The sequence below is a fragment of the Pseudoalteromonas sp. SR41-1 genome (assembly GCF_014164015.1).
Classification (GTDB): domain Bacteria; phylum Pseudomonadota; class Gammaproteobacteria; order Enterobacterales; family Alteromonadaceae; genus Pseudoalteromonas; species Pseudoalteromonas distincta.
Genome location: NZ_JACJEK010000001.1, coordinates 58009 through 81431 on the forward strand (window position 1 = coordinate 58009; position 23423 = coordinate 81431).

20 protein-coding genes are annotated in these 23423 nt (G+C 37.6%); 14 read left to right on the forward strand and 6 right to left on the reverse strand.

What is annotated here, in order from left to right; genetic code table 11:
• Positions 1–51 precede the first annotated feature (51 nt).
• Positions 52–1683 (forward strand): bifunctional UDP-sugar hydrolase/5'-nucleotidase UshA, encoded by a 1632-nt coding sequence (gene ushA / locus H5118_RS00245; RefSeq protein WP_182747297.1) that lies wholly within the window; start codon positions 52–54, stop codon positions 1681–1683.
• Between the two features lie 29 nt (positions 1684–1712).
• On the opposite strand, the gene H5118_RS00250 is transcribed toward ushA, so the two are convergent.
• Positions 1713–2657 (reverse strand): hypothetical protein, encoded by a 945-nt coding sequence (locus H5118_RS00250; RefSeq protein ID WP_182693133.1) that lies wholly within the window; start codon positions 2655–2657, stop codon positions 1713–1715.
• Positions 2650–3516 carry a hypothetical protein gene (locus H5118_RS00255; RefSeq protein WP_084324632.1) on the reverse strand — a complete coding sequence of 289 codons (867 nt, stop codon included), beginning with the start codon at positions 3514–3516 and terminating at the stop codon, positions 2650–2652. Before H5118_RS00255 ends, H5118_RS00250 begins: the two co-directional genes overlap by 8 nt.
• A 251-nt stretch (positions 3517–3767) precedes the next feature.
• Here H5118_RS00255 and H5118_RS00260 point away from each other — a divergent pair, with 251 nt between their 5' ends.
• The 3 genes from H5118_RS00260 to H5118_RS00270 all read left to right on the forward strand — a co-directional run bounded on the left by H5118_RS00260 (position 3768) and on the right by H5118_RS00270 (position 11414).
• Entirely contained in the window at positions 3768–4628 is an 861-nt protein-coding gene (locus tag H5118_RS00260) for a S1/P1 nuclease (RefSeq protein WP_138490386.1), read from the forward strand.
• Between the two features lie 167 nt (positions 4629–4795).
• Positions 4796–8002, forward strand: coding sequence for a TonB-dependent receptor (locus tag H5118_RS00265; protein WP_182747298.1), 3207 nt, complete (start codon positions 4796–4798; stop codon positions 8000–8002).
• Between the two features lie 334 nt (positions 8003–8336).
• Positions 8337–11414 carry a TonB-dependent receptor gene (locus tag H5118_RS00270; protein ID WP_182692414.1) on the forward strand — a complete coding sequence of 1026 codons (3078 nt, stop codon included), beginning with the start codon at positions 8337–8339 and terminating at the stop codon, positions 11412–11414.
• A 52-nt stretch (positions 11415–11466) separates the two neighbouring features.
• Here H5118_RS00270 and H5118_RS00275 read toward each other — a convergent pair whose 3' ends face one another.
• Positions 11467–11898 (reverse strand): MarR family winged helix-turn-helix transcriptional regulator, encoded by a 432-nt coding sequence (locus H5118_RS00275; RefSeq protein ID WP_024591817.1) that lies wholly within the window; start codon positions 11896–11898, stop codon positions 11467–11469.
• Between the two features lie 151 nt (positions 11899–12049).
• Between H5118_RS00275 and hmgA the strand changes: the two genes are divergently transcribed.
• Positions 12050–13351 (forward strand): homogentisate 1,2-dioxygenase, encoded by a 1302-nt coding sequence (gene hmgA, locus H5118_RS00280; protein ID WP_182747299.1) that lies wholly within the window; start codon positions 12050–12052, stop codon positions 13349–13351.
• Between the two features lie 2 nt (positions 13352–13353).
• Entirely contained in the window at positions 13354–13983 is a 630-nt protein-coding gene (gene maiA / locus H5118_RS00285) for a maleylacetoacetate isomerase (RefSeq protein WP_182724024.1), read from the forward strand.
• An 11-nt stretch (positions 13984–13994) separates the two neighbouring features.
• Here maiA and H5118_RS00290 read toward each other — a convergent pair whose 3' ends face one another.
• Positions 13995–14228 carry a TIGR02647 family protein gene (locus tag H5118_RS00290; RefSeq protein WP_007375551.1) on the reverse strand — a complete coding sequence of 78 codons (234 nt, stop codon included), beginning with the start codon at positions 14226–14228 and terminating at the stop codon, positions 13995–13997.
• Positions 14229–14366: 138 nt separating this feature from the next.
• Here H5118_RS00290 and H5118_RS00295 point away from each other — a divergent pair, with 138 nt between their 5' ends.
• Positions 14367–14669 carry a DUF1496 domain-containing protein gene (locus H5118_RS00295; RefSeq protein WP_002959040.1) on the forward strand — a complete coding sequence of 101 codons (303 nt, stop codon included), beginning with the start codon at positions 14367–14369 and terminating at the stop codon, positions 14667–14669.
• Between the two features lie 54 nt (positions 14670–14723).
• On the forward strand, positions 14724–15032 hold the full coding sequence (locus H5118_RS00300) for a VF530 family DNA-binding protein (protein ID WP_024591820.1): 309 nt from the start codon (positions 14724–14726) through the stop codon (positions 15030–15032).
• Between the two features lie 51 nt (positions 15033–15083).
• On the opposite strand, the gene H5118_RS00305 is transcribed toward H5118_RS00300, so the two are convergent.
• The gene (locus H5118_RS00305; RefSeq protein ID WP_024591821.1) at positions 15084–16703 is read right to left on the reverse strand and encodes a diacylglycerol kinase family protein; all 1620 of its coding nucleotides are present in this window, start codon (positions 16701–16703) and stop codon (positions 15084–15086) included.
• A gap of 349 nt (positions 16704–17052) precedes the next feature.
• Here H5118_RS00305 and H5118_RS00310 point away from each other — a divergent pair, with 349 nt between their 5' ends.
• The 6 genes from H5118_RS00310 to H5118_RS00335 all read left to right on the forward strand — a co-directional run bounded on the left by H5118_RS00310 (position 17053) and on the right by H5118_RS00335 (position 22717).
• On the forward strand, positions 17053–17577 hold the full coding sequence (locus H5118_RS00310; RefSeq protein WP_182720165.1) for a sigma-70 family RNA polymerase sigma factor: 525 nt from the start codon (positions 17053–17055) through the stop codon (positions 17575–17577).
• Positions 17574–18257, forward strand: a complete 684-nt coding sequence (locus H5118_RS00315; protein WP_182747300.1) for an anti-sigma factor domain-containing protein — start codon at positions 17574–17576, stop codon at positions 18255–18257. Before H5118_RS00310 ends, H5118_RS00315 begins: the two co-directional genes overlap by 4 nt.
• A 158-nt stretch (positions 18258–18415) precedes the next feature.
• Positions 18416–20008 carry a DUF4331 domain-containing protein gene (locus tag H5118_RS00320; protein ID WP_154902904.1) on the forward strand — a complete coding sequence of 531 codons (1593 nt, stop codon included), beginning with the start codon at positions 18416–18418 and terminating at the stop codon, positions 20006–20008.
• An 11-nt stretch (positions 20009–20019) separates the two neighbouring features.
• A complete protein-coding gene (locus H5118_RS00325) occupies positions 20020–20529 on the forward strand; it encodes an Ig-like domain-containing protein (protein WP_024600513.1) in 510 nt (169 codons plus the stop codon).
• Positions 20530–20582: 53 nt separating this feature from the next.
• The gene (locus H5118_RS00330) at positions 20583–21608 is read left to right on the forward strand and encodes a hypothetical protein (RefSeq protein WP_182747302.1); all 1026 of its coding nucleotides are present in this window, start codon (positions 20583–20585) and stop codon (positions 21606–21608) included.
• The gene (locus tag H5118_RS00335) at positions 21605–22717 is read left to right on the forward strand and encodes a HupE/UreJ family protein (protein WP_182747304.1); all 1113 of its coding nucleotides are present in this window, start codon (positions 21605–21607) and stop codon (positions 22715–22717) included. Before H5118_RS00330 ends, H5118_RS00335 begins: the two co-directional genes overlap by 4 nt.
• Before the next feature lie 66 nt (positions 22718–22783).
• Here H5118_RS00335 and H5118_RS00340 read toward each other — a convergent pair whose 3' ends face one another.
• Positions 22784–23410: a TetR/AcrR family transcriptional regulator gene (locus tag H5118_RS00340; RefSeq protein ID WP_002959031.1), complete on the reverse strand. Its 627-nt coding sequence runs from the start codon at positions 23408–23410 to the stop codon at positions 22784–22786.
• Between the last annotated feature and the right edge of the window lie 13 nt (positions 23411–23423).

Genomic DNA, 23423 nt, shown 5'->3' on the forward strand with positions numbered 1-23423 from the left:
TTTAAACTACCCGCTTGATAAATTAAGTAGACCTTAATCCATAGGTATTTTATGCGTATAATTATTTTATTTTCGATTATTTTTAGTGTACTTGGATGTACATCTCCTGCTCCTGAATCAACCTCTAACAGTACTCCTACTGAATATTTAACTGTTCTTCATACTAATGATAATCACGGCCGTTTTTGGCAAAACGAAAAAGGCGAATACGGTATGGCCGCTCGCAAAACGTTAATTGACTCTTTACGTAATGACGCCCAAAAGCAAGGTCATGCCGTTTTACTTCTCTCTGGTGGTGACATTAATACCGGTATTCCTGAGTCAGATTTACAAAAAGCAGAACCTGACTTTAAAGGTATGTCGCTGATTGGTTATGATGCAATGGCATTAGGTAATCACGAATTCGATAACCCTATTGATGTTTTGAAACAACAGCAAAAATGGGTGAACTTTCCTTTTCTATCAGCCAATATATTTGAAAAAGAATCAGGCGAACATGCGTTTGATAGCTATAAAATATTCAAAAAAAATGGCTTAACTATTGCTGTTATTGGATTAACAACAACAGACACAGCTAAAATTGGTAATCCTCAGTATATTGGCCACTTAGAGTTTAAAGACCCTGTTGACGTTACTGCAGAACTAGCTAAAGAAATAAAAGCTAAGTACAACCCTGACATTACCATTGCGCTGACTCATATGGGTCATTATGTTGATGCTAGCTTTGGCATTAATGCACCAGGTGACGTAACACTTGCTCGCTCACTTCCTGCAAACACACTTGATATGATCATTGGCGGTCACTCACAAGAACCTGTGTGTATGAGTGATACAAATGTAAATGACGATAACTTTAAACCTGGCCTTGCCTGTAAGCCAGACCAGCAAAACGGTACTTACATTATGCAAGCCCATGAATGGGGTAAGTATGTTGGTAAAGCTGAGTTTAAGCTTGAAAACGGAAAATTAACGTTACTAGACTACAAACTCATGCCTGTTAATTTGTATGTAGATAAAGTTCAAGCTGATGGCTCTACTAAAGCAGTATTAGCAAACGAGTACATTAAACCAGACCCTAAACTTGAATCTTATTTAGCGGTATACCAAGCTAAAGGCGCTAAACAAATTGAAGGTACCATTGGTGAAGTAGATGCTCGCTTAGAAGGTGACAGAAACAAAGTTCGTTACCAACAAACAAACCTTGCACGTGTAATTATTCAAGCTCAAATGGATGTAGTAAATGCAGACTTTGGATTAATAAGTGGCGGTGGTATTCGCAGCTCAATAGAGGCTGGTAAAGTAAGCTATAAAGATATTTTAAAAGTACATCCTTTTAAAAACCGCATTACTTATATGGATTGGCAAGGCATTGATTTATGGGATTACTTAAATACAGTAACGAGCTTCCCACCGGATGCTGGTGCTTATTTGCAATACCATAAAATATCGTTTGAGCGTAAAAATAATCAGTTGGTTAATGTTTTGATCAATGGCGAACCGCTTAATAAAAATAAAACATACAGAATGAGTCTAAATAGCTATAACGCATCAGGCGGTGATGGTTATCCTGCACTTACAAATAAAAAAGGCTTTGTAAGTACAGACGAAACAGATGCTAAAGCACTTCAAGACTTTATTTCAAAAAATAGCCCTCTCAAAGCGGCTGAGTTTACCCCTAAATAACCTCTAAGAATAAGAGGAAAGTAATCTAGTTACTTTCCTCTTATTTCAATATTACCTTTTTTAATATTTGCCAGCCCATAACTATGCAAACGAGAACGAGAGCCTTCTCCATAGGCTTTAGGTGGGTAATATAACTCTTTTTCTTCAGGACACTCGCTAAGTACTTCATCTAATGCCGCACGTATCTCACTCAAGGTTTTTTCTAGGCTATTATTAAAATTAGGCCTTTTTCTAACCGTATGACCAAGCTCTACCAACCTATAAAAATACTTGTTAGCGAGCTCTAGAAGCTCCTCTGGTACATCTTTATTATGACTAAGCGCTACATCATCGTTATTTGTACAATACTCTACAAGTGCTAAATAAAAGCATAATGGCTTATTGGCTAAACCCACTTTTTGCTCTGCACTACAACTACTTGATAGTGTTTTATCGTTAAGGTCAACTATAAGCATCAGCGGCGTAGGCTCTGTAATTGACTGATGCTGCGCATTATTAAACTGCTTATTACTTTGTTTAATAAACGCAAATTTTACCCAAAAACTAATCAACACACTTAATACTAAAAATATAAAATAGTAAATAAAATGGCTTAATGTAAAGTGGGTTTGCTGAACGTTAAATACAACTAATACAGGTCCGTTATTAGTGCTCAAACTACGTGTTATTTGGTGTAAGTTTACAGGTACTAGCATTTCGCCTTTTGGTGCAATAGCAACAACTTTAAGATCGTTCGAATTAATGTAGCTATTTAAGGTTTTAATGTAGCTATTAACCGCATCTTTATTCCCCGAATGCTTTAGCAGCTCATTTGATAAATCAAGTAATGGTAAGTCGAGTGCTATTTGCCTTTCTATCTGCGTTATTTTTTGTTTAGTTACTTGCTGGCTTTTTTGAATTACAGAAATATAAAACACAGAAGATAAAGTTAAAAATAAGCATAGTAAAACAAGTAGTTGTTTATATTTACTCATCACTAACTTCCTCTTTTAAGTTTACTGAGCTAGTACCGCAACTCCAAAACGATTGTGCATTTTGATAATAATGCAAACTTTGATCTTTAGACATATCAAGCAAATTTGCCTGTACTGCACATAATAAATCAGTATTATTTTGCTGCATTTTTAAATACCATCTTGTTCCAGTAATATTATTACTTAAAGGCGTAATATAGTTTTTTGAAAAACGTTTTTCGTCACTCTCTTTCCAAAACGAAGCAATAATATCTACTTTTCCGTCGGCGAGTAAATCGCGTAATTCGTTATGAGAACTAGCATAAGTGATTTTCAAATTAGCTAAATTTATATCCAGTTCTTTAAACATTTGCTTTGGTAAAATATGCCCTGATCGGCTGGTAGGATAATCAAGCAAACCTATGCGTTTATCTAAAAAATATTGTTTAGTAATTCGAGGTTTTTCTTTAGAAGATATAAAAAAAGCCGTGTAGTCAGAAAAACCAACTACGGGTTGGTAGTTATAGGTCGACTCCGCTTTAAATGCAGCCATAATATTACTTTTAGCCAAAATTAGGTCAGCAATTCCTTTACCAACAAACTCAAAGCTATCTGCCGTTCTATATCCCCAATACCCTTTTACCGAGCCATATTGCTTAGCTACTACGTTATCAGAGCATAACTTTTGTGTTAATAACTTGGCTATTTTTTTTGATTGTGTAAAAACAATTAATTGGTCTTTATTACTTGTAGCAGTTGTTTGACACTCTGTTGAGGTTTCGATCATAACCGGAAAATGTAAATCATCATTGTATACACTAACTTGACCGCAAACCCACGTAACGACCAACAATAGAAACAAAAATGTAACAATTAACATTTTGTGCAACACAATATTTTTATAATTCAAAGCAATGCCACCCAAAAATAGACGATATAGTGTATTTGAACAATTTCGCTTACCTATTACAACAAGTAATTTTACCTATTAAATATAAGAGACTGATTTTAAAGGTAATTGAATAAGAAATTATGAATTTTAATAAGTCCTTCCTATCAACATTAAAAATGAGGACAATTGACCGCATTAGCTTATAGCAACCCCATGAAATATTCATTTAGGAAGTTTTAATGCATAACAATATAAAGTACTCGATATCTTCTGCGCTTTTGATTAGTGCGATATTCACAAGCACTAACTCACACGCTTGGGGTCAAAATGGCCACCGTATTGTAGGGCAGATTGCACAATCTCATATAAGCGAAACTACTAAAGCAGCAATTAAACCTTATTTAGATGGTGAGTCACTTGCGCAAATATCAACCTGGCCTGATGAAATGCGCTCTGCTCCTGGCGACTTTTGGCAAAAGAAATCATCTCGTTGGCATTACATTAACGCAGCCCCAGGAAAATCTTTCAGCTTCAATCACGATCATACTAAAAACAAAGAATCTGTAAGTAATATCCTCGAGGGCATTCACTATTCAATGCAAACACTCACTGATAAAAATAGCACCTTAGATGCTAAGCAGTTCAGTTTGCGTTTTTTAGTGCATTTAGTAGGCGACAGTCATCAACCCTTTCATGCCGGTCGAGGTGAAGACAGAGGTGGTAACCGTATTAAGGTTTCATTTTTTAACGAAGAAACAAATCTTCACAGCCTTTGGGATACAAAGTTAGTTGAGAACGAGAACTTGTCGTTTACTGAATACGCTCAATTTATTGATACAAATAACAGCGAATTAATTGCTGAGTATTTACAAAGCTCACCTAAAACTTGGGTTGAAGAATCACACAATTTAGCAACAAAAATTTATAAGTACACCAACGACGAAGTTGGGTACAGCTACATTTATAACAACACTCCAATTGTAAAAACACGCCTACAACAAGCGGGTATTCGACTAGCTGGACTATTAAACGCCTTATTTGACCCTTCTGCAAAAGAGTTAGAAACAGCTTTAGCTTTTGAAAAGAAGCAAACTAACTAGATGTATTTCATATTAATGTAATACTAGAAAAGTAAAATCAAAGAAATATGCTTAAAAAGCAATACATAATTTAAATACTGCAAAACTTAATAAGGCCCATTAGCTTGGTTCTTATAAGTATTTTTAAAACTATAAATTTGACATTAATAACACGGGAAATCAACATTATGACTAAGCTTCGCCTTTCGAAATTAACTGGAGCGGTAATTTTAGCTCTAGGTATTTCTACAAGCGCAATGGCTGCTGATACTTCATCTGCAATGCGTGGTAAGATTACGACGCCTTCAGGTGGCAGTGCTGCAAACGTTAAAATTAAAGTAGTTCACCAACCAACGGGAACTATTAGCGAGCTAACTACAAACGAAAGTGGTACGTTTATCGCTAATGGCTTACGTGTAGGTGGTCCTTACATGGTTATCATCGATTCTGATAAATTTAACGATACAACTGTTGAAAATATCTATCTAAATCTGGGTGAAACTTACCGTTTAAGCTCGCAGCTTGCTCCGCTAAATATCGAAAAGATTGAAGTGTCTGGTTATAAAATTGTTCAACAATCAGGTGGCTCTAGCAGTACATTTGGCTCTGACACTATTGAAAATATGCCAAGCTTTAACCGCGACATTAAAGATATTGCGCGTTTAAATCCACTCGCCAGCATTAATGGTAGTGGTGAGCTAACGTTTGCAGGTAGTAACCCGCGTACCAACGGCTTAACTGTTGACGGTATTGGCCAAAATGATGACTTTGGTTTAAGTTACGGTGGCTACCCTACTTCGCAACCACCTGTAGCACTTGATGCAATTGAGCAAATTTCTGTTGATGTATCTCCGTTCTCAGCCTCTAAAGGTAACTTTGGTGGCGGTACCATTAATGCAGTAACAAAATCAGGTACTAATGAGTTTAAATTTTCTGGCTTTTATGAAATATCTACGCCAGATATTGCAGGTGATGTAGATAGTATTTCTCAAGTATATGCTGATGGTAGCCCGGTTTTAGATGAAGATGGACACCGTACATACGTTATTGATCAGGTAGAACCAATTCAAACTGAGAAACGTTATGGCTTTAATGTTGGCGGCCCGTTAATCGACGATACTTTGTTTTACTTTGTTAACTACAACAAATGGACAAGTGAACTTGATTTAGATTACGGTTTTGAAGGCTCTGGTGCAACGAATGAATATGATGTAACAGAAGAAAGCTACAACCAATTTATTAATATTTTAAATAATGAATACGGCTTAACCGATTCTCTCGGTGGTGACCCTAAAGATACAAACGAATCATTGCTTGTTAAATTAAGTTGGAATATTAATGATGATCATCGTTTAGATTTCACTTACCAATGGCAAGACGATAAAGACGAAACAAATGTCGGCACAGGCGGTAGTACAGTAAGCTTAGCGTCAAGCCGTTATACTTACGCTACTAAATTCAATAATTTTGCGACAAAATTATATTCAGACTGGAATGAAAACTTCTCAACTGAAATTGGTATCGCTTACAAAGATGTATCATCAAGAAGCTTGACTAACTCTGATATTGGCTTTGTGAAAGTTGAAGAATACTTCCGTGGTCCAGCTTATGAGTTTGGTACAGATGAATTCCGCCATGCAAATAGCTCATCGACTGAAAACTTAACGCTTACTTTCGATGCCACTTACTTAATGGATGAGCACGAAATTAACTTTGGTATGCAGTATGAATCGCTAAATTTATATAACTTATTTGCATCTAACTCATTAGGTTCTTGGGAGTTTGATGACTTCGAAGGTTTTGCAAACCGTGAAGTGGGTAACTTTAGAGGTACATACGACTTTTCTTACAGTAACGCGTACACAAATAACCCAAATGACACTGCATACGATGCGACACGTAACCAGTTAGCACTTTATATCGAAGATACTTTTTATGTTGGTGATGATTTAGAAGTAACAGCAGGCGTTCGTTATGAGCGTTTATCATCAGACGATAAACCAACTTTAAACGAAAAATTTTTAAATACTTACGGCTTTAGCAATCAAGAGAATCTTGATGGTTTAGATATAATTTTACCGCGTATTGGCTTTAAATATTATGCAACTGAAGCATTAACCATTAATGGTGGTATAGGTCGATTCCAAGGTGGTATTCCAAACGTTTGGTACAATAACTCTTTCCAAAATGACGGTATTACATTTGTTGAAGCACCTCAAAGCGCTATTAATGATTATTACGCCAATAACCAAGCCGATATTACGCAAGTACCTGACGCTATTAAAAACACGTTAGTCCAAGGTGCCGGTAGCACAAACTATGTTGACCCTGATTTTGAGCTTCCATCGAGCATAAGAGCTCAAGTTGGTTTTGAATACGAGTTTGACTCAGAACTACTTGGCGAAGGCTTCAAATGGCAAGCAGAAATTGCTTACCATAAAAAAGAAAACGAAGCTGTATGGCATAACACTGCTTTAAACCCAATTGGTGTTGCTGCTGATGGTGAGCGTGTAATTAACGAAAGTATTTATACTGGCGACCTTGCTGATAACTTTGATATTGCAATGACTAATTCATCTGACGATGGACGTTCAATCATTATCTCTACCGGCATTGCAAAAGAATTTGAAAATGGCCTGTATGTTTCTGCAAGTTATGCACACCAAGACGTAACTGAGGCCTCATCGGGTTCATCTTCTCGTGCTCAAAGTAACTACCAATACAACATTACACGTAACCGCAATGAAGACTTTGCAGATCGTGGTTCATACGAAGTAGAGCACAGCTTTAAAATAAACCTAGCGTATAACACTGAATTTTTCAGTGGCTATGCAACTAAGTTTAACGTGTATTTTGAGCGCCGCTCTGGCCGTCCATTTAGCTACACTATGGGCATGTATCAAGATAGTGACTTAGGTGACACACGCGACTTTTACTCAAGCTCAGCTTACCTAGCTTACATTCCAACTGGCGCTGATGATCCAAATGTAAATTGGGATGAGTCTGGCTTATCTTGGAATGAATTAGAAACGCTTCTAAATCGTGCTGGTATCTCAGAACGTGGTGAAATTTTAGGCCGTAACTCAGGTACTCAACCTTGGGTTACTACGATGGATGTAAGTATCAAACAAGAAATCCCAGGTTTTGCTGAAGGTCACAGCGGTGAGGTTTACTTCATGGTTGATAACTTCGCAAACTTACTAAACAGTGATTGGGGTGTTGAAAAACGCTTAGGTTTCTCTGACCAAGCTGTTTATGATTTTGGTGGGTTAGATGATGAAGGTCGTTATATAATTGATGGCAAATTTAATGGTGCTGACGTTCGTAACTACAGTCAATACCAAACTAGCTCATCAGCTTGGCAGGCTAAAGTTGGTATTAGCTACAAGTTTTAAGTCTTAATAGGTAAGTAATAACACATTAAGTTATTTGTTAACAAAACCCATTGCAAAATTGTAATGGGTTTTTTTTTCACACCCCAATTTCACATGTTTGTCATAAAGCCCACGTAATATATACCCCGATATAGAGTTATTGCTCAAAAAAAACACTCAAATAGACAAAAATAGTACTATTCATTAAAAATATATTGCAGTTGTATTTTATTTGTAACGAATAAATAAGGTACACTAGTAACGGATTTTGAATAAATGAACTTCAACTGTTTATTTTGAAAAATTTTAAAATAAAAATATAAAAATTTAATTAATAACTACACGGGAAAATTAAATGAAAACTCAATTACGCAAAACAGCTCTTTCACTTGCTATTGCAGCATGTGTTGGTGTAAGTGGCGCTGCAGTGGCTAACGAAACGTCATCATCTGTAAAAGGTCAAATTACAGGGCCAAATGGTAGTCCTGCGGCCGGCACTAAAATTACAGTTATACACGTCCCATCAGGTTCAACAAAAACGACAACAGTGAATGAAGCAGGTAGCTTTTCAACTAAAGGGTTACGTGTTGGTGGTCCATACAAAATAATTGTAGACTCAGATAAATTTCAAGATACTGAGCTTGAAAATATTTATTTAACACTAGGTCAAACCTATCCAGTTACTGTTGCTTTGAGTTCAGAACAAATGGAGCAAATTGTTGTAACAGGTGCACCTATTAGTTCTCAATCTGGTGGTACAGGCCCTGCGTCAACATTTTCATTAAGTGATTTAGAAAACAAACCAGCCATCAATCGCGATTTAAAAGATATAATCCGAGCAGACCCTCGTATTTACATTGACGAAACAAATGCTGGCGCGATTAATTGTGGTGGTGGTAACCCTCGATTTAACAGCCTAACCCTTGATGGCGTTCGCATGAACGATAACTTTGGTTTAAATTCAAGTGGTTACCCTACAGAAAGAATCCCTTTTTCTTTTGATTCTATCGCTCAAGTTGCAGTAGAGCTTGCTCCATTTGATGTTCAGTACGGTGGCTTTACATCATGTAACATCAATGCAGTAACTAAATCTGGTACAAATGAACTTACTGGTGGTTTCTTCTATGATTACACTAATGACTCTATGTCTGGAGATTCAATTAAAGGTAATAAGCAGGATCTAGGCGATTACTCAGAAAAACGTTATGGCTTTAATGTAGGTCTTCCTCTTATAGAAGATAAGTTATTCCTATTTACATCATACGAAAAATTAGAAGGCGCAGAGATTTTTGAGTACTCACCTTTTGTAAATGGTCGTATAGATCAAGCGACTATTGATCGAGTAACACAAATAGCGATTGATAACTATGCATACGATCCAGGTTCTTTAATCCCAAGTATGCCTGTTGAAGATGAAAAAATCTTAGTGAAGTTAGATTGGAATATTAATGATTCCCATCGAGCAAGCTTTATATACAATTACAATGATGGCTTTGCAATTTCACAATCAGACACTGGTTCAGAGAGTTTAGCTCTGTCTAACCATTTCTATGAACGTGGTGCAAAGTTAGAGTCTTATGTAACTTCATTCTACTCTGATTGGACTGATAATTTTTCTACTGAAATCCGTGTAGGATACTCAAAGCTTGATAATCGTCAAAACTCTATTGATGCAGCATCAGGCTTTGGTGAATTTCAAATCAACACTGGTGATGTAACTGTTTACCTTGGCCCGGATGATTCACGTCAATCAAACAAACTTAATTACGATAACTTATCGCTTAAACTTGCCGGTACTTATTACCTAGAAGAACATGAACTTTCGTTTGGTTACGAACGTGAAGAATTAGATGTTTTCAACTTATTTGTTCAGCATAGCCAAGGTGAATACCGTTTCAGTTCGATCGATGATTTTGAAAATGGTGTCGCACGCGTTTACTATGGTAATGCTGCAAGCCAAAATCCAGATGATGCTGCTGGTGAGTTTAAATACGCTTTAAATACATTATATGCTCAAGATAAGTTTGATTTAGTTGACTACGATGTAACATTTACTGTTGGTCTTCGTTATGACTGGTATACAAGTGATGATACTCCAACATTCAACCAAAATTTTGAAGACCGCTATGGTTATTCAAATAGTCAAAATCTCGATGGAGTTGATTTATTGCAACCTCGTTTAGGCGTTAACTGGATTTACAATGACCAGTTAGAGCTGCGTGGTGGTATTGGCCTGTACTCAGGTGGAAATCCAAATGTATGGATTTCTAACAGCTATTCTAATGATGGCGTGCGCAACGTACAAGTAAATCAAAGAAACATGCAAATTCTTGGAGCTGATGCTGTACCATTCAATGGTAGTGGTTTACCTGGTTATGATATTCCTCAAAGTTTATATGACACAGTTGGACTAGGTGGTGCAGATGCTGATGTAAATGTTACTGACCCTGATTTTGAAATTCCATCAGAGTGGAAGTTTTCATTAGGTGGTACCTATATCACTGAAGATAACTATGTATTTAACGTAGATTATTTATACACTGATAAGAGAAACTCAGCGATTGTTCAAAATTTAGCATATGAACAAACTGGAACGGCACCTGATGGACGCCCTATTTATAATGGTGGTTCAGACTTCCTGTTAACAAACGTTGATGGTGACGATGCATACTCTCATATATTATCATTTGGTATGAGTAAATCGTTTGATAATGGAATTGATCTATCTCTTTCATATGCTTATACAGAGTCTAAAGACGTACATCCAATGACTAGCTCTGTGGCATTCTCTAATTACCATGGGATTGCTGTTTCTGACTCAGAAAACCCAGGTGTTGCTACATCAAATTATGAGATTCCACATCGCTTCACGATGTCATTAGCTTATAGCTATGAGCTATTTGACGGTTATGACACTAAATTTAACTTATTTGGCCAAGCATCGAAAACATCGCCGTATTCTTACTCATTCGAAAATGAAAATAATTTCACTTTTGGATATAATGATAATGCTCGTCAGTTACTGTACATTCCAAACGTTGATGATAGCCTAGTAACTTACGGACCAGATTTTGACCTAGATGGATTTAATGAATGGATCGGTAATGAAGGCCTTAGCCGTGGTGAGATACTTGACCGAAATAGCATTGATGGCGCATGGTGGGTTACTTTTGACTTAAAAGTAGAACAAGAGTTTGCTGGTTTTAAAGATGGCCACAAGGGCGCAGCTTACTTCACTATTGCTAACATTGGAAACATGCTCAATGATGATTGGGGCGTTCTTGAAAGTGGTTCTTCACTTCAAAGTGCTGTGACAGCAGATATTGTTGATGGGAAATATGTCTACAATAACTTTAATAAACCTGCTGGAGATAGCATAGAAGTTAATCCTTCACTTTGGGAACTTCGTGTAGGTATTAAATACGATTTCTAATTTAGAACTGTAACCTAAAACATCTTTTAAAAGCCCACTTTGGTGGGCTTTTTTATGCCTTTAATTTGTTATTTAACTTTTCAAAAATACCCACTAACACTTCGTATTCTTCGTTGGTTAAAGTATTCAGTAATTGTTTTTCCCAATTCAGTGCATCGGGTGCTATTTGCTCATATAAGTTTTGCCCTGCTTTGCTCAGTACAAGTAAGGCCGCGCGTTTATCTTGTGCATTTAACTCACTTTTCACTAAACCTTTATCTATTAAAACTTTTACCGCACGCGACACTGTCGACTTGTCCATATTTGCTTGCGTGCATAAATCCTTTGCGTTGCTCTGACCATACTGCGCTAAATTAGCAAGTATTCGCCACTGCGGAATATTTAAACCGTATTTAGTTTGATAAACCTCGGCAAAGTCATTACTTACACGTGTTGCTACATTCGTTAATTGATAAGGTAAAAACGTTGCTAAATCAATTTTCATTTTTAGTTATCCCAGCTTTATAAGGCTTACTTTAGTGTTCATTAATATTTACACGGATGCGTAGTTGCACATTTGATATTAGTCTCACTTGAGAGTATCTTAACTGAAATAAAAATAATATTAAACCAACCCCCTCTCACAGGAGTCAGTAATGGCGACACAATTAAGTTATATGACCGGTTTTGGTAATGAATTTGAAACACAAGCGCTACCCGGTGCACTGCCAATAGGACAATTTAGCCCACAAAAAGTTAAATACGATTTATACACAGAGCAATTTAGTTCGACTGCATTTACGGCTCCTCGCGCTTCAAATCGTCGCACTTGGTTTTACCGCCTTCGTCCGTCTGTAGTGCAAGGTGATTACCAAGCAATTGATAATGGCCTAATAAGAACAGCCCCAATCACTGAAGCCGTAACACCACCAACAATGCTACGTTGGAATCCTATTGATATGCCTTCACAGCCTACTGATTTTATTGATGGGTTAGTAACGATGGCTGCTAATGGCAGTGCTAATGGGCAATCTGGTATTGGCATTCATGTATATGTCGCTAATCAGTCAATGCAAGGGCGTTACTTTTGTAATGCTGATGGCGAAATGTTGTTTGTCCCTCAGCATGGTGAATTATTAATTCACACCGAGTGCGGTAAGTTAAGCATTAAACCAGGTGAAATTGCTGTAATTCCCAGAGGAATTAAGTTCTCAGTTGACTTAATTGATAATACAGCCCGTGGTTATATTTGTGAAAATTATGGCCATGCGTTAGAGCTTGCAGAGCGAGGACCTGTTGGTGCAAACGGTTATGCCAACGACAGAGACTTTCAATACCCTTTAGCGGCCTTTGAAGATAAAGAGGGTGACTTTGAGCTTGTTTCTAAATTTAACGGTAATTTATTTAGCTGTGAAATTAAGCACTCTCCTTTTGATGTGGTTGCATGGACGGGTAATAGTGCGCCCTATAAATACGACTTATCGCGTTTCAATGTAATGAATACAGTGAGCTTTGATCACCCCGATCCTTCTATATTCACTGTACTAACCTCTCCTTCTGCTACTGAGGGTATGGCAAATGTCGATTTTGTGATATTTCCACCGCGTTGGATGGTAGCCGAAAATACATTTCGCCCACCGTATTATCACCGCAATATTATGAGTGAATTTATGGGCTTAATTGAAGGTGTGTATGATGCAAAAGAGCATGGTTTTGTACCTGGTGGCGCAAGTTTACACAATTGTATGTCGCCACATGGACCTGAAGCCGACGTATTTGAAAAAGCCTCAAACGCTGAGCTTACACCACAAAAATATGAAAACACATTGGCCTTTATGTTTGAGTCGCGCTATATAATTTCACCGACAAAATATGCATTAGAAGGTAAAGAGCGCCAACCAAATTACACCGATTGCTGGCGTACTATTAAAAAACAATTTACAGGTTCACAGGATTAATTATGAAATTATACAGCTACTTTCGCTCATCAGCGGCTTATAGAGTGCGTATAGCGCTTAACTTAAAAGCAATCGATCATGAACTTGCTATTGTTAACCTTTTAAAATCGGAGCAGCTTGGGAAGGAATACTTAGCGACTAATCCGCAAGGCTTACTACCTGCACTTGAAACCGATGATGGTGTTTTAGCACAATCACTTGCAATACTTGAGTGGCTTGATGAAACTTATCCACAATCGCCATTAATTACAGGGACTGCGTGGCAAAAGTCGCAAATAAGAAACTTAAGCTTTGCCATTGCTTGCGATATTCATCCTGTTAATAATTTACGCGTGCTGAAGTATTTATCAAACGAATTAGGTGTTGATAACGAGGCTAAAAATAAATGGTATCGACATTGGATAGAAGTGGGTTTTGAAAAAATAGAACTGATGCTAAACGAAAATAATGACTACTGCTTTGGTAACCAACCAACACTTGCTGACATTTGTTTAGTGCCGCAAGTATTTAATGCAATTCGTTTTAACGTAGATATGAGCGCTTATCCAAAAATTGCAGCCATTTACGAACATTGTAATAAATTAGCTGCATTTAATGACGCTGCACCGCAAAATCAACCCGATGCAAATTAAGCTAATTTAGATTAACTTTGTAGCGCGCTATGAATAACCGTAACGTGCTCAATTAAATCTAAGCCCAGATCAGTTAAATATCCGCCATCTGGGCTATCTATAATCCCTTTTTCAAATAAACGTTGCGCTGCGCTAAGTAAGCTTGGCTCTGCGTCTGAATGTAATTTAATACCCTGCATTTTACTGTCGCGAGGAAACTTTGCTAATAGTGTGAATTCTTCGATCATTGTTTGATTAAATTGCATTGTGTGCACCTTTTTATTTGAATCTGAGTTGTTCTGTGTGTAACTAAGTTTATAATTAAAATCACTTTGTGTACTTTACACTAGCACGTTCTTTAGCTTAATGTATTATTTTTAACCCTCCCTATTTAAAGGCCTCTAATGCGTAACTTTTTAATTCTATGCTTTTGTTTTAGCAGCTTATCGTATTCAATACTTAGTGAAGCAACAACGCTAAAAACCCATTCAATTATTGATGCAAACCAGTTTGTAAATGAAGAAGCTAACTGTTGGTACGACAACAAACGCTATAGCGAAGGGGCATTAATACAAGTTCACTCTTTTACACTTTTGTGTGGTGCTAAAACACCCCAACACAGTAACAGCCAACTCATTTGGCTTAAAATAGATAAGCAAGGTAATGCTATTTACCCAACAGCTCCTAAAACAATCACTGTGAATTAGCGCTAAAAGCTGATTTAAGCTACAATGCATGCAGTTTAAATAAGTAGTATGGCTATGAATAATCAACCTAAAAACCCTTTACATGGGGTAACATTAGAACAAATACTTGTTGAGTTAGAACAACGACTTGGCTGGAGAACACTTGGCGAGCAAGTAAAAATTAAATGTTTTACTGATCAACCCAGCATTAAATCGAGTTTAAAGTTTTTGCGTAAAACGCCTTGGGCTCGCGATAAAGTGGAAGCACTTTATATCCACACTATAAATAATAAGCCTATTCGTAGACCAAAAAGTGCACCAAGAGAAACATCTTCTCAAGCGCCTGATACAACAGGGTTTGTTTGGCCATCAATTAAAAAGTGATGTAAAAAAAGGAGCTAATTTAGCTCCTTTTTTGATTATAACTAACGTGATTTATTGCTCTTTGCAAATCACATTTAATGAAGCCGGCTCAATAGTAATAACTAGTTTTTGAGCGGTTTTAACTTCACCATCTAGTACGTACTTAAGCTCTCCTTCGCCTGTAACCTCTACTCTTTTGGCATTTGTATGATGAGAGTTTATAGCTAAATGTGTTTGCGTTAAGCTACTGAACATCAGCTCTGCAATACTTAGTACTGTGGTTGAATCTTCGTTATTTGGTGTTAACCAATTTATATCGAGTAGCCCGTCACTATGATCAGGTTGCCCGCCACCTTGAGCCAATAACGTTGTAAAAGGCGCAGCATTGGCCACAATAAAACTATTAGTACATATTTCTTTTGGCTCATTATCATCGAGTTTTACTTTAAGTAACTGCGATTTTTGCTCGCCAAACGCTTCAAAAAAACCATTTAAATAGGCAAGTTGCCCCGACTTATTTTTCGACTCTCTATCTGCTTTTTCTATCATTGATTGCTCAAAACCAATACCCGCGAGCAGTAGTACTAATTCATTATTACAATAAGCAGTATCTATTATGCTTGTTTGACCATCTATAATTAAGTCACAAGCCTGTTCAACAGGAATAAATTTAGAAGTAATACCCATCAATACATGCGCAAGGGCGTTTGCAGTCCCCATAGGGATGATGCCTAGTTTACATTGTGTATTTACAAGTACGCTTGCAACTTCGGCCACCGTACCATCTCCCCCGCATGCGATAATAATATCCGGATTTTGCGCAATTTCCTGTTTAGCCAGCTCAATACCGTTAACTTCTTTTGTAGTAGTGAGTACTTTCAGATCGTAATAATCCGATAGCCGCGCAACAATTAAGTGCTCTTTTTCTTCCCATAATCGTGTACCAGATACAGGGTTTGCAATTAAAACGGCTTTGTTTTTAATCAGTAATTCGCCTTTTTTATGTCGCTTAGCTAAATGGCGAAGTTGATGCTTATTTAAATTTGCGGTTTCGCGGGTTTCTTTTATTTGTGCAAGTACTTCATGCACATCTGCATTTTTGTTTTGGCTCAGTAAATAAGCCGCCATGACAAAAACAGAGCGCCCACGCCCTAAAGCACAATGAACGACTACGCGATGGTCTTCTTTAATATGGTGATGAATCCAATTAATAGCCTGATTTAACTGAGAATGGGTAGGAATACTATGATCGAGCACCGGAATGTTTAAATAATTAATATTCTCTTGTGTTGAACTCCACTCGAGTCCGTCGAATTCACACGTAACATCTAAAATCGCCGTAATCCCGTTATCTTTTAATGTGTCTATATCTGAGGGAAATAATCGGCAAGCTAAAAATAGGTTTTCGTTTATTTGTTGAATGGGCGGCACTTTATCGCGCTTACGTGACCAGGCATTATAAATTTGCACACCGAATAAAAATGGCACAAACGCCCACCGTATATAAAATGGGATCACCCCATTTTCACGCTTTCTAAATATTTTTGCTGTATTAAAAATATACGCGGTACTCACTAATAAAAGTGACAGCGCAGTCCAATAAAAAACAATAGCAAAATAGACAGAGTTCACTTCCCAACCAATAAAAATAAGCAGTAGTGCTAATAGTAAATAACTAATTGCAGCCCACATAGTCTCTCCTTTGTGAAAATAATGCCGATTTATAATCTTAATTTAAACGGCTTTAAGTAGTCTTTTGCAAATATCACGCCATATAAATGCCATTTAAAATTCAAACGCGAACAATAGGCCATTGATATATATAGTAATTAATAAACTAAAATCTACTACAGACCGCTCTTTGTGCATTTTTTACAAACATGTGAATAAATTATACTTACACGTCTAAATTTCAAACACTGACCGATTATTGCTTGTACTTACGTATAAAGCAGCTAATCTAAAAGGCAATTAAATTTTTTTGCATCCAAATCACACCCTCAACCGTTTACTCAATGATAATAAGAAAAACAGGACCCCTATGGATAACGATGATTTACTCCCTCTTTTGTGCGCAACAGCACAAGGAGACAAAAATGCTTTCTCAAGTTTATATCAACAAACTAGCGGCAAACTTTTTGCTATTAGCTTAAATATGCTCACTAACAGGGCTTATGCAGAAGAGGCACTACAAGACGCTTTTATAAAAATTTGGCATAACGCATCTGAATATAACGCCTCTAAAGGCACTGTTATAAGCTGGATGATAAGTATAGTAAGGTATAGAAGCCTCGACTCGCTGCGCTATCACAAAGTACGAAAAGAGCAGTCGTTAGGCGATGACGAATATGAGAATGAAAGCATCGACGTTACTTACGATGAAGAAACGAAACTGGTCAATTGTATCGAACAGCTTGAGCCGCAACAAAAACAAGCTATTCACTTAGCTTATTATAAGGGGCTGAGTCATAGCGAGTTAGTGGATCATATAGAAACGCCTTTAGGTACAGTTAAAAGCTGGATCAGGCGTGGGCTTATGCAGCTACAAAGGTGTTTAACATTATGAATTATAATAAACCCGAACTATTAGACGCGCTTGCTGGGCAGTACGTGCTTGGCACACTTAGAGGGCTTGCCCGTAAGCGTTTTCAGCGTCTGTTACTTAGCTCAAATCAAGCACGTGAAGCAACAATTATGTGGGAGCAAAACCTAAATAACTTGGCCAGTGCTATTACACCACAAACGCCACGTGACGATGTATGGATAAATATACTACAGCGTATTGAAAACCAAAAACAACCCACCAAAACGGTGATACATACTAAGCCTTCTATTTGGCGTACATGGTCTTTTGTTGCAACAGCTGCATGTATTGTTTTAGCCTTTTTGATTATTCAACCTTCTACTAATGTTGTTCAAACACAACAAATTGCCTTGGTTCAAAATCAAGACAAGCAATCATTGTGGTTTATTGATGTAAGCGAGCAAGGGCTTTCAATTAAAGCCAGTAGCCAATTGGTTGCCCAAACCAATAAAGATTACGAGCTGTGGATGATTTTAAAAGGGCAAGATGCACCTATTTCATTGGGTTTACTGCCCAAGCAAGGTAGCAAGATATTATTAAAAGATAACCGTTTTAACGCAAGTGATATTGCATTACTAGCAGTGAGTTTAGAACCTATTGGTGGTTCACCAAATGGATCACCAACCGAGGTGTTATACACTACAGAACTTATACTCCTGTAGCTCTACTTTTATAGCCTTTTATTAGCTGCTTACATTAAGCAGCTAACCTTTCCTTAAAGTTTTTAACAAAAAATAAAAACATTTTAACTTTTTTGCATCCATACTGAACTCTCACCCGTTATTAACTACGACTTCAATCAAAACTAAAGGACAAAGTCATGAAAGCTTTAACTCCATCAATACTCGCAGTAGTAGTATGCAGTACGTTTATAAGTGCACCAAGTGAAGCGTCTAGCCACAGAGAAGCGCCAAATATAAGCCGTTTCCCGACTTTAGATTCTACCGATTTTTATGTATTTAATAGTTACGAGCAAGGTCGTGATGATTACGTCACATTAATTGCTAATTACATCCCGCTGCAAGATGCATACGGCGGTCCTAATTACTTTGCAATGGACCCAGATGCTACTTACAGCATTCATATAGATAACGACGGCGATGCTGTTGAAGATATTACATTTGCGTTTAACTTTAAAAGCATGCTTCCTAATGATAACCAAGGTGTGCAATTAACTGTTGGACCTGAAGGTAATCAACGCACCGTGTCTGTACCGCTTAAAAATGTAGGCGGTGTATCTGCCGGAGATAACAGCGCTGCAAATTTTAGCGAATCATACACAGTAAGCATGATAAGCGGCGCGCAGCGTACTGGCGAAACAACGCTATTAAATAACACTGCATCAAACTCCAGCACATTTTCTAAACCGCTTGATTATGTGGGTAATAAAACATTTGGTTCAATGAGCGATTATCAAACTTATGCTGACCAATTTGTGTATCAGGTTTCAATTCCTAACTGTGAGAGCATGGCACAAGTTTTTGTAGGACAGCGTAAAGACCCGTTTGTAGTTAACCTAGGTAAAACATTTGATTTAGTAAACTATGTACCTGTAGAAGGTGATAGCGCCCCTGGTGCTGGTGACGGCGGTGGTTTTCCAGGTGGTATAACGCAATCAGCTGATAATGACGACCTTGCAGATAAAAACGTAACATCAATCGCTATCGAAATACCTAAAAGCTGTATTGTCGGTGAAGGTAACGGCGTAATAGGTTCGTGGACAACAGCAAGCTTACCTCAAGCACGTGTATTAAACCCCAATGCTAAATTTGCTAATAATGCGGTAAACGGTGGTGCATTAACTCAGGTTTCACGCCTAGGTAGCCCGCTTGTAAATGAGCTTGTAATTGGCATTAAAGACAAAGACACATTTTCTACTGCGCACCCTAAAGACGATGCACAATTTTTAGATTATGTATCTCACCCAGCACTACCTGAGTTATTAAACATTTTGTTTAAAGATGCTGTTAATACGACCCTTGGCGCAAACTTAGAAACACTGGCACCCACTAACTTCCCGCGTACTGATTTAATCACTGCATTTTTAACGGGTTTTGCAGGCGTTAATCAGCAAGCAACTGTAACACCTTCAGAAATGCTGCGTTTAAATACAGGCATTGCAGCAACAGCGCAAGCTGATCAATCTGCATTTGGTGTAGCGGGTAATGATTTAGCCGGCTTCCCAAATGGTCGTCGCCCGGGTGATGATGTGGTTGATATTGCACTTCGTGTTGTGATGGGTCGTTTATGTCATCCGATTCCTGTAAATGGTGAAGACACTGATTTAGGACTTTGTGCACCAGAGGATGCTAATACAGGCACAGTGCCATTTACAGACGGCGCACCTATTGATGCAACAATGATGGACTCAACATTCCCATACCTTGCAACACCACTTGCTGGCTCTAAATAAGGAGTAAAATAATGCGTAATTTAAAAACTACCCATATTTGTGTTCTCCTCAGTGCATTAACATTGGGAGCATGTAGTAGCGATGATGATAAAAAACAACCTACACCGGTTGTAAACACCGCACCTACAGCAAGCGATGCAATGCTAACAACACAAACTGAAGTAAGCATTACCGATATGCTTAACGCAAGCGATAATGATGGCGACTCACTTACTTACTCGTTAACAAGCGAGCCAATGCTCGGTACTGTTAATGTTGACAGTGATGGTAACTTTACTTATACACCTAATAAAGAAGCAACAGGTTCAGATAGCTTTATGTTTGGTGTAAGTGATGGCGTTAATTCGCAAGTTACTGCAACAGTAAGTATTACGATTGAGGCGCTGCAAGTTGACTTTGCTCAATTTGCAACCGATGCATTTAACCAAGCGCCAAATGCAGAGCCGTTAACTGTTAATGGTCGGGTGTTTACAAACACTGATACCGATGTTGATGGATTAATTTCTACAAGCGGTAACTAACCAAGTCATTAAGCTGACAGGCCATGGATGGCTTTTTTCAAAGGATATTTATAATGCATTTATCAGTACTTAAACCCCTCACTATTATTGCTATTTGCTTAACCTCTTTCGCGGTGAGTGCGGCTCCTTATACTCCAAAAGATGACGCAGTTATTGCTAACAGTAATTCAACGCTTAGTGCTTCTCTGTCTGTTGAGGAAATAAATACATTAGTCACTAACAGCCAATATGTAGGCCAAACAGAGCGTTTACAGGGGCTACTTAAGACCCGTTTAGCCCAGCTATATAAACAAACACCCTCATCTCAAATTGGTTACTTATATGCTCGTGTTTTACAAAAAGAGCACCTTTTTGACGAAGCAATTAACGTTGCCAACAACGTTTTGATTACCGAGCCAAAGCACAGTAATAGCCATTTGTTACTGGCCAATATATTGATGACCCAAGGTGAATTTACAAAGGCAAAACAACACTGTGTTGCCTTGATTGGTCAAGTAAGTACCATTACTGCTAGCACTTGTGTACTAGACGTACAAAGCCAGCATGAAAGCGTTTTAGACAGCTACCAAACATTAGTTAAAATTATAAACAATAATCAAACTAGTTTAGCTACAAACCATGTTTTAAGTGAAATGAGCTACCGTCTAAGTAACTACAAGCAAGCTTTGTCTCACTTACAAAGCGTAGATTTAGTTCAAGCTCCTGTGAGCCTCATTGTGTTATGGGCCGATATTCAAATTGCGCTAAATCAACCTCAACAAGTATTAAATACATTAAGCGTACTGCTTCCAGATAAAAGTAATTTAGAAGATGCTATTTTACTAAGGCTTTCAATCGCAGAAAAAAAACTAAATAAACGCGATAAAAAATGGCAAAATACAATGGCGCAAAGAGTTACGCTACGAGAGCTTCGTAAAGATTCTTTTCATGCAAGTGACTTAGCTAAATATTACCTTGATGTACAACTAAATCGCGAAAAAGCACTTTACTGGGCTCATATTAATTGGCAGCAGGCTAAAATGAGCACCGATGAGCAATTACTTATTCAAGCAAAAGCGATGCAACGAGATACACTATGAAAACGCCTTATCTATTTATACTCACTTTAATGCTGTGCATTTTTTCAACTTACAGCTTTTCCCATCAACTAAGTACAAGTTATATAACCTTAAATAGCGAAAACAATAACGACACCAGCAAAAATCTATACACGGGTACTTGGCAAATAAATATTGCCGACTTAGAGCACGCAGTGCCTCTGGATTTAGATAAAAACGGCCAAATTTCGTGGACAGAAATAAAAGCAAAACGCAGCTCAATTAATAACTTCATTAAAGAAAATTTAAATATCACGCAAAGCGCGCAAATATGCCCTTTAAAAAGTGAAGGTATCTATCAGCTAGATAACCATTTTAACCAACCTTATTTAGTGATTCCGCTGCAGTTTAGCTGCAATGATAGTGAAACAATCTCTCTTTCGTATTCTGCTTTTTTTAAAACCGATGCTAATCATAAATCTATCGTAAATATAAACGGTGTATCTCGTGTATTTAATATCAACGAGGCTCAGCAAACATTTAGCTTTGAAAAATCCAGTTATTTAAGCACGTTCAATCAATACGTTTATCAAGGTGTTTTACATATTTGGATAGGTATTGATCATATTTTATTTTTAATCGCCCTATTACTTACCTGTGTTTTAAAACGCAGCAATAAAGCATGGCAAGGTATTAGCTCTAAAAAACACATTATTAAACACACAGCATGGATAGTAACCGCGTTTACGCTTGCGCACTCTATTACGCTTACCGCCACCGCTATGAACCTTGTATCACCAAATAGTCGCTGGGTAGAGCTTGGAATTGCTATATCGGTTTTATTTGCAGCATTAAATAATGTGTGGCCGTTGGTACTTCGTTTAGGTTGGCTTACTTTTGCTTTTGGTTTACTACATGGGATGGGATTTGCGAGCGTACTTGGTGAGCTTGGCTTGTCGAGTGACTATCAGTTATTGAGCATTTTAGCATTTAATTTAGGCGTCGAAATCGGTCAACTTAGTATATTACTGATAGCCTTACCAATACTCATTTATGTACGACACTACACTTGGTATAAAATATGGTTAATGCCAATGGGCTCCGTTGCTATCGCAATTGTTGCACTTCAGTGGTCAATCGAGCGTTTTTAAATAGTATAAATAAAAAAGCTAGCCAAAATATTGGCTAGCTTACTTTTTAGTTATTTACTTTGAGCGTTACTGCGCTTTATCAAATGGCATCAGTAATGTTTTCATCGCAGGGCGAAGCGCTATGAGTACCGTTTCTTCGGTTAGCTCAGGGTAAAGTAACTTTCTAAGTAATAACCCTGCCATCATCGAAAAAATAACATTAATTCGGCTTTCAAGTTCACGCTCATCAATGTCTTTGAGCGCACTTCGCTCGCTTGTTAAAAGCTGCCTCATGCGCCCTCTTGCTTGAATATCGGTTTCACGCAAAAGAGTAGCAACTTTAATATTACGACCCGCTTCTGCCATCATATCTAAATCAATAACACACGAGCCTGTATCCATGTGTCTTTGCACGCCAATATTTAAGCCATCTAAAAGAGCCGCCAAAACATCACCAGGGTGATCTTCAAACTTTTGAAAGATAGAGAACATTTCTTCCATGTCTTTTTCAATAATGCTTTCTATAATAGCTTCTTTGCTTTCAAAGTAATTATAAATATGCCCTGCACTCATCCCTGCCGTTTTAGATATTTCTGCCATACCTGCACCGTGGTAACCTTTACGGCGAAAACACTCTGCAGCAGCTGTTAAAATTTGCTCACGCCTAGCAAGTGCTATCGCGGGATCTGTTTGCCTTTTTGCTTTAGGCTTCATGTTCAACTCCACT

Coding starts and splice junctions, on each gene's coding strand:
- ushA (WP_182747297.1), top strand. CDS start 52: ATGCGTATAATTATTTTATTTTCGATTATTTTTAGTGTACTTGGATGT.
- H5118_RS00250 (WP_182693133.1), bottom strand. CDS start 2,657: ATGAGTAAATATAAACAACTACTTGTTTTACTATGCTTATTTTTAACT.
- H5118_RS00255 (WP_084324632.1), bottom strand. CDS start 3,516: ATGTTAATTGTTACATTTTTGTTTCTATTGTTGGTCGTTACGTGGGTT.
- H5118_RS00260 (WP_138490386.1), top strand. CDS start 3,768: ATGCATAACAATATAAAGTACTCGATATCTTCTGCGCTTTTGATTAGT.
- H5118_RS00265 (WP_182747298.1), top strand. CDS start 4,796: ATGACTAAGCTTCGCCTTTCGAAATTAACTGGAGCGGTAATTTTAGCT.
- H5118_RS00270 (WP_182692414.1), top strand. CDS start 8,337: ATGAAAACTCAATTACGCAAAACAGCTCTTTCACTTGCTATTGCAGCA.
- H5118_RS00275 (WP_024591817.1), bottom strand. CDS start 11,898: ATGAAAATTGATTTAGCAACGTTTTTACCTTATCAATTAACGAATGTA.
- hmgA (WP_182747299.1), top strand. CDS start 12,050: ATGGCGACACAATTAAGTTATATGACCGGTTTTGGTAATGAATTTGAA.
- maiA (WP_182724024.1), top strand. CDS start 13,354: ATGAAATTATACAGCTACTTTCGCTCATCAGCGGCTTATAGAGTGCGT.
- H5118_RS00290 (WP_007375551.1), bottom strand. CDS start 14,228: ATGCAATTTAATCAAACAATGATCGAAGAATTCACACTATTAGCAAAG.
- H5118_RS00295 (WP_002959040.1), top strand. CDS start 14,367: ATGCGTAACTTTTTAATTCTATGCTTTTGTTTTAGCAGCTTATCGTAT.
- H5118_RS00300 (WP_024591820.1), top strand. CDS start 14,724: ATGAATAATCAACCTAAAAACCCTTTACATGGGGTAACATTAGAACAA.
- H5118_RS00305 (WP_024591821.1), bottom strand. CDS start 16,703: ATGTGGGCTGCAATTAGTTATTTACTATTAGCACTACTGCTTATTTTT.
- H5118_RS00310 (WP_182720165.1), top strand. CDS start 17,053: ATGGATAACGATGATTTACTCCCTCTTTTGTGCGCAACAGCACAAGGA.
- H5118_RS00315 (WP_182747300.1), top strand. CDS start 17,574: ATGAATTATAATAAACCCGAACTATTAGACGCGCTTGCTGGGCAGTAC.
- H5118_RS00320 (WP_154902904.1), top strand. CDS start 18,416: ATGAAAGCTTTAACTCCATCAATACTCGCAGTAGTAGTATGCAGTACG.
- H5118_RS00325 (WP_024600513.1), top strand. CDS start 20,020: ATGCGTAATTTAAAAACTACCCATATTTGTGTTCTCCTCAGTGCATTA.
- H5118_RS00330 (WP_182747302.1), top strand. CDS start 20,583: ATGCATTTATCAGTACTTAAACCCCTCACTATTATTGCTATTTGCTTA.
- H5118_RS00335 (WP_182747304.1), top strand. CDS start 21,605: ATGAAAACGCCTTATCTATTTATACTCACTTTAATGCTGTGCATTTTT.
- H5118_RS00340 (WP_002959031.1), bottom strand. CDS start 23,410: ATGAAGCCTAAAGCAAAAAGGCAAACAGATCCCGCGATAGCACTTGCT.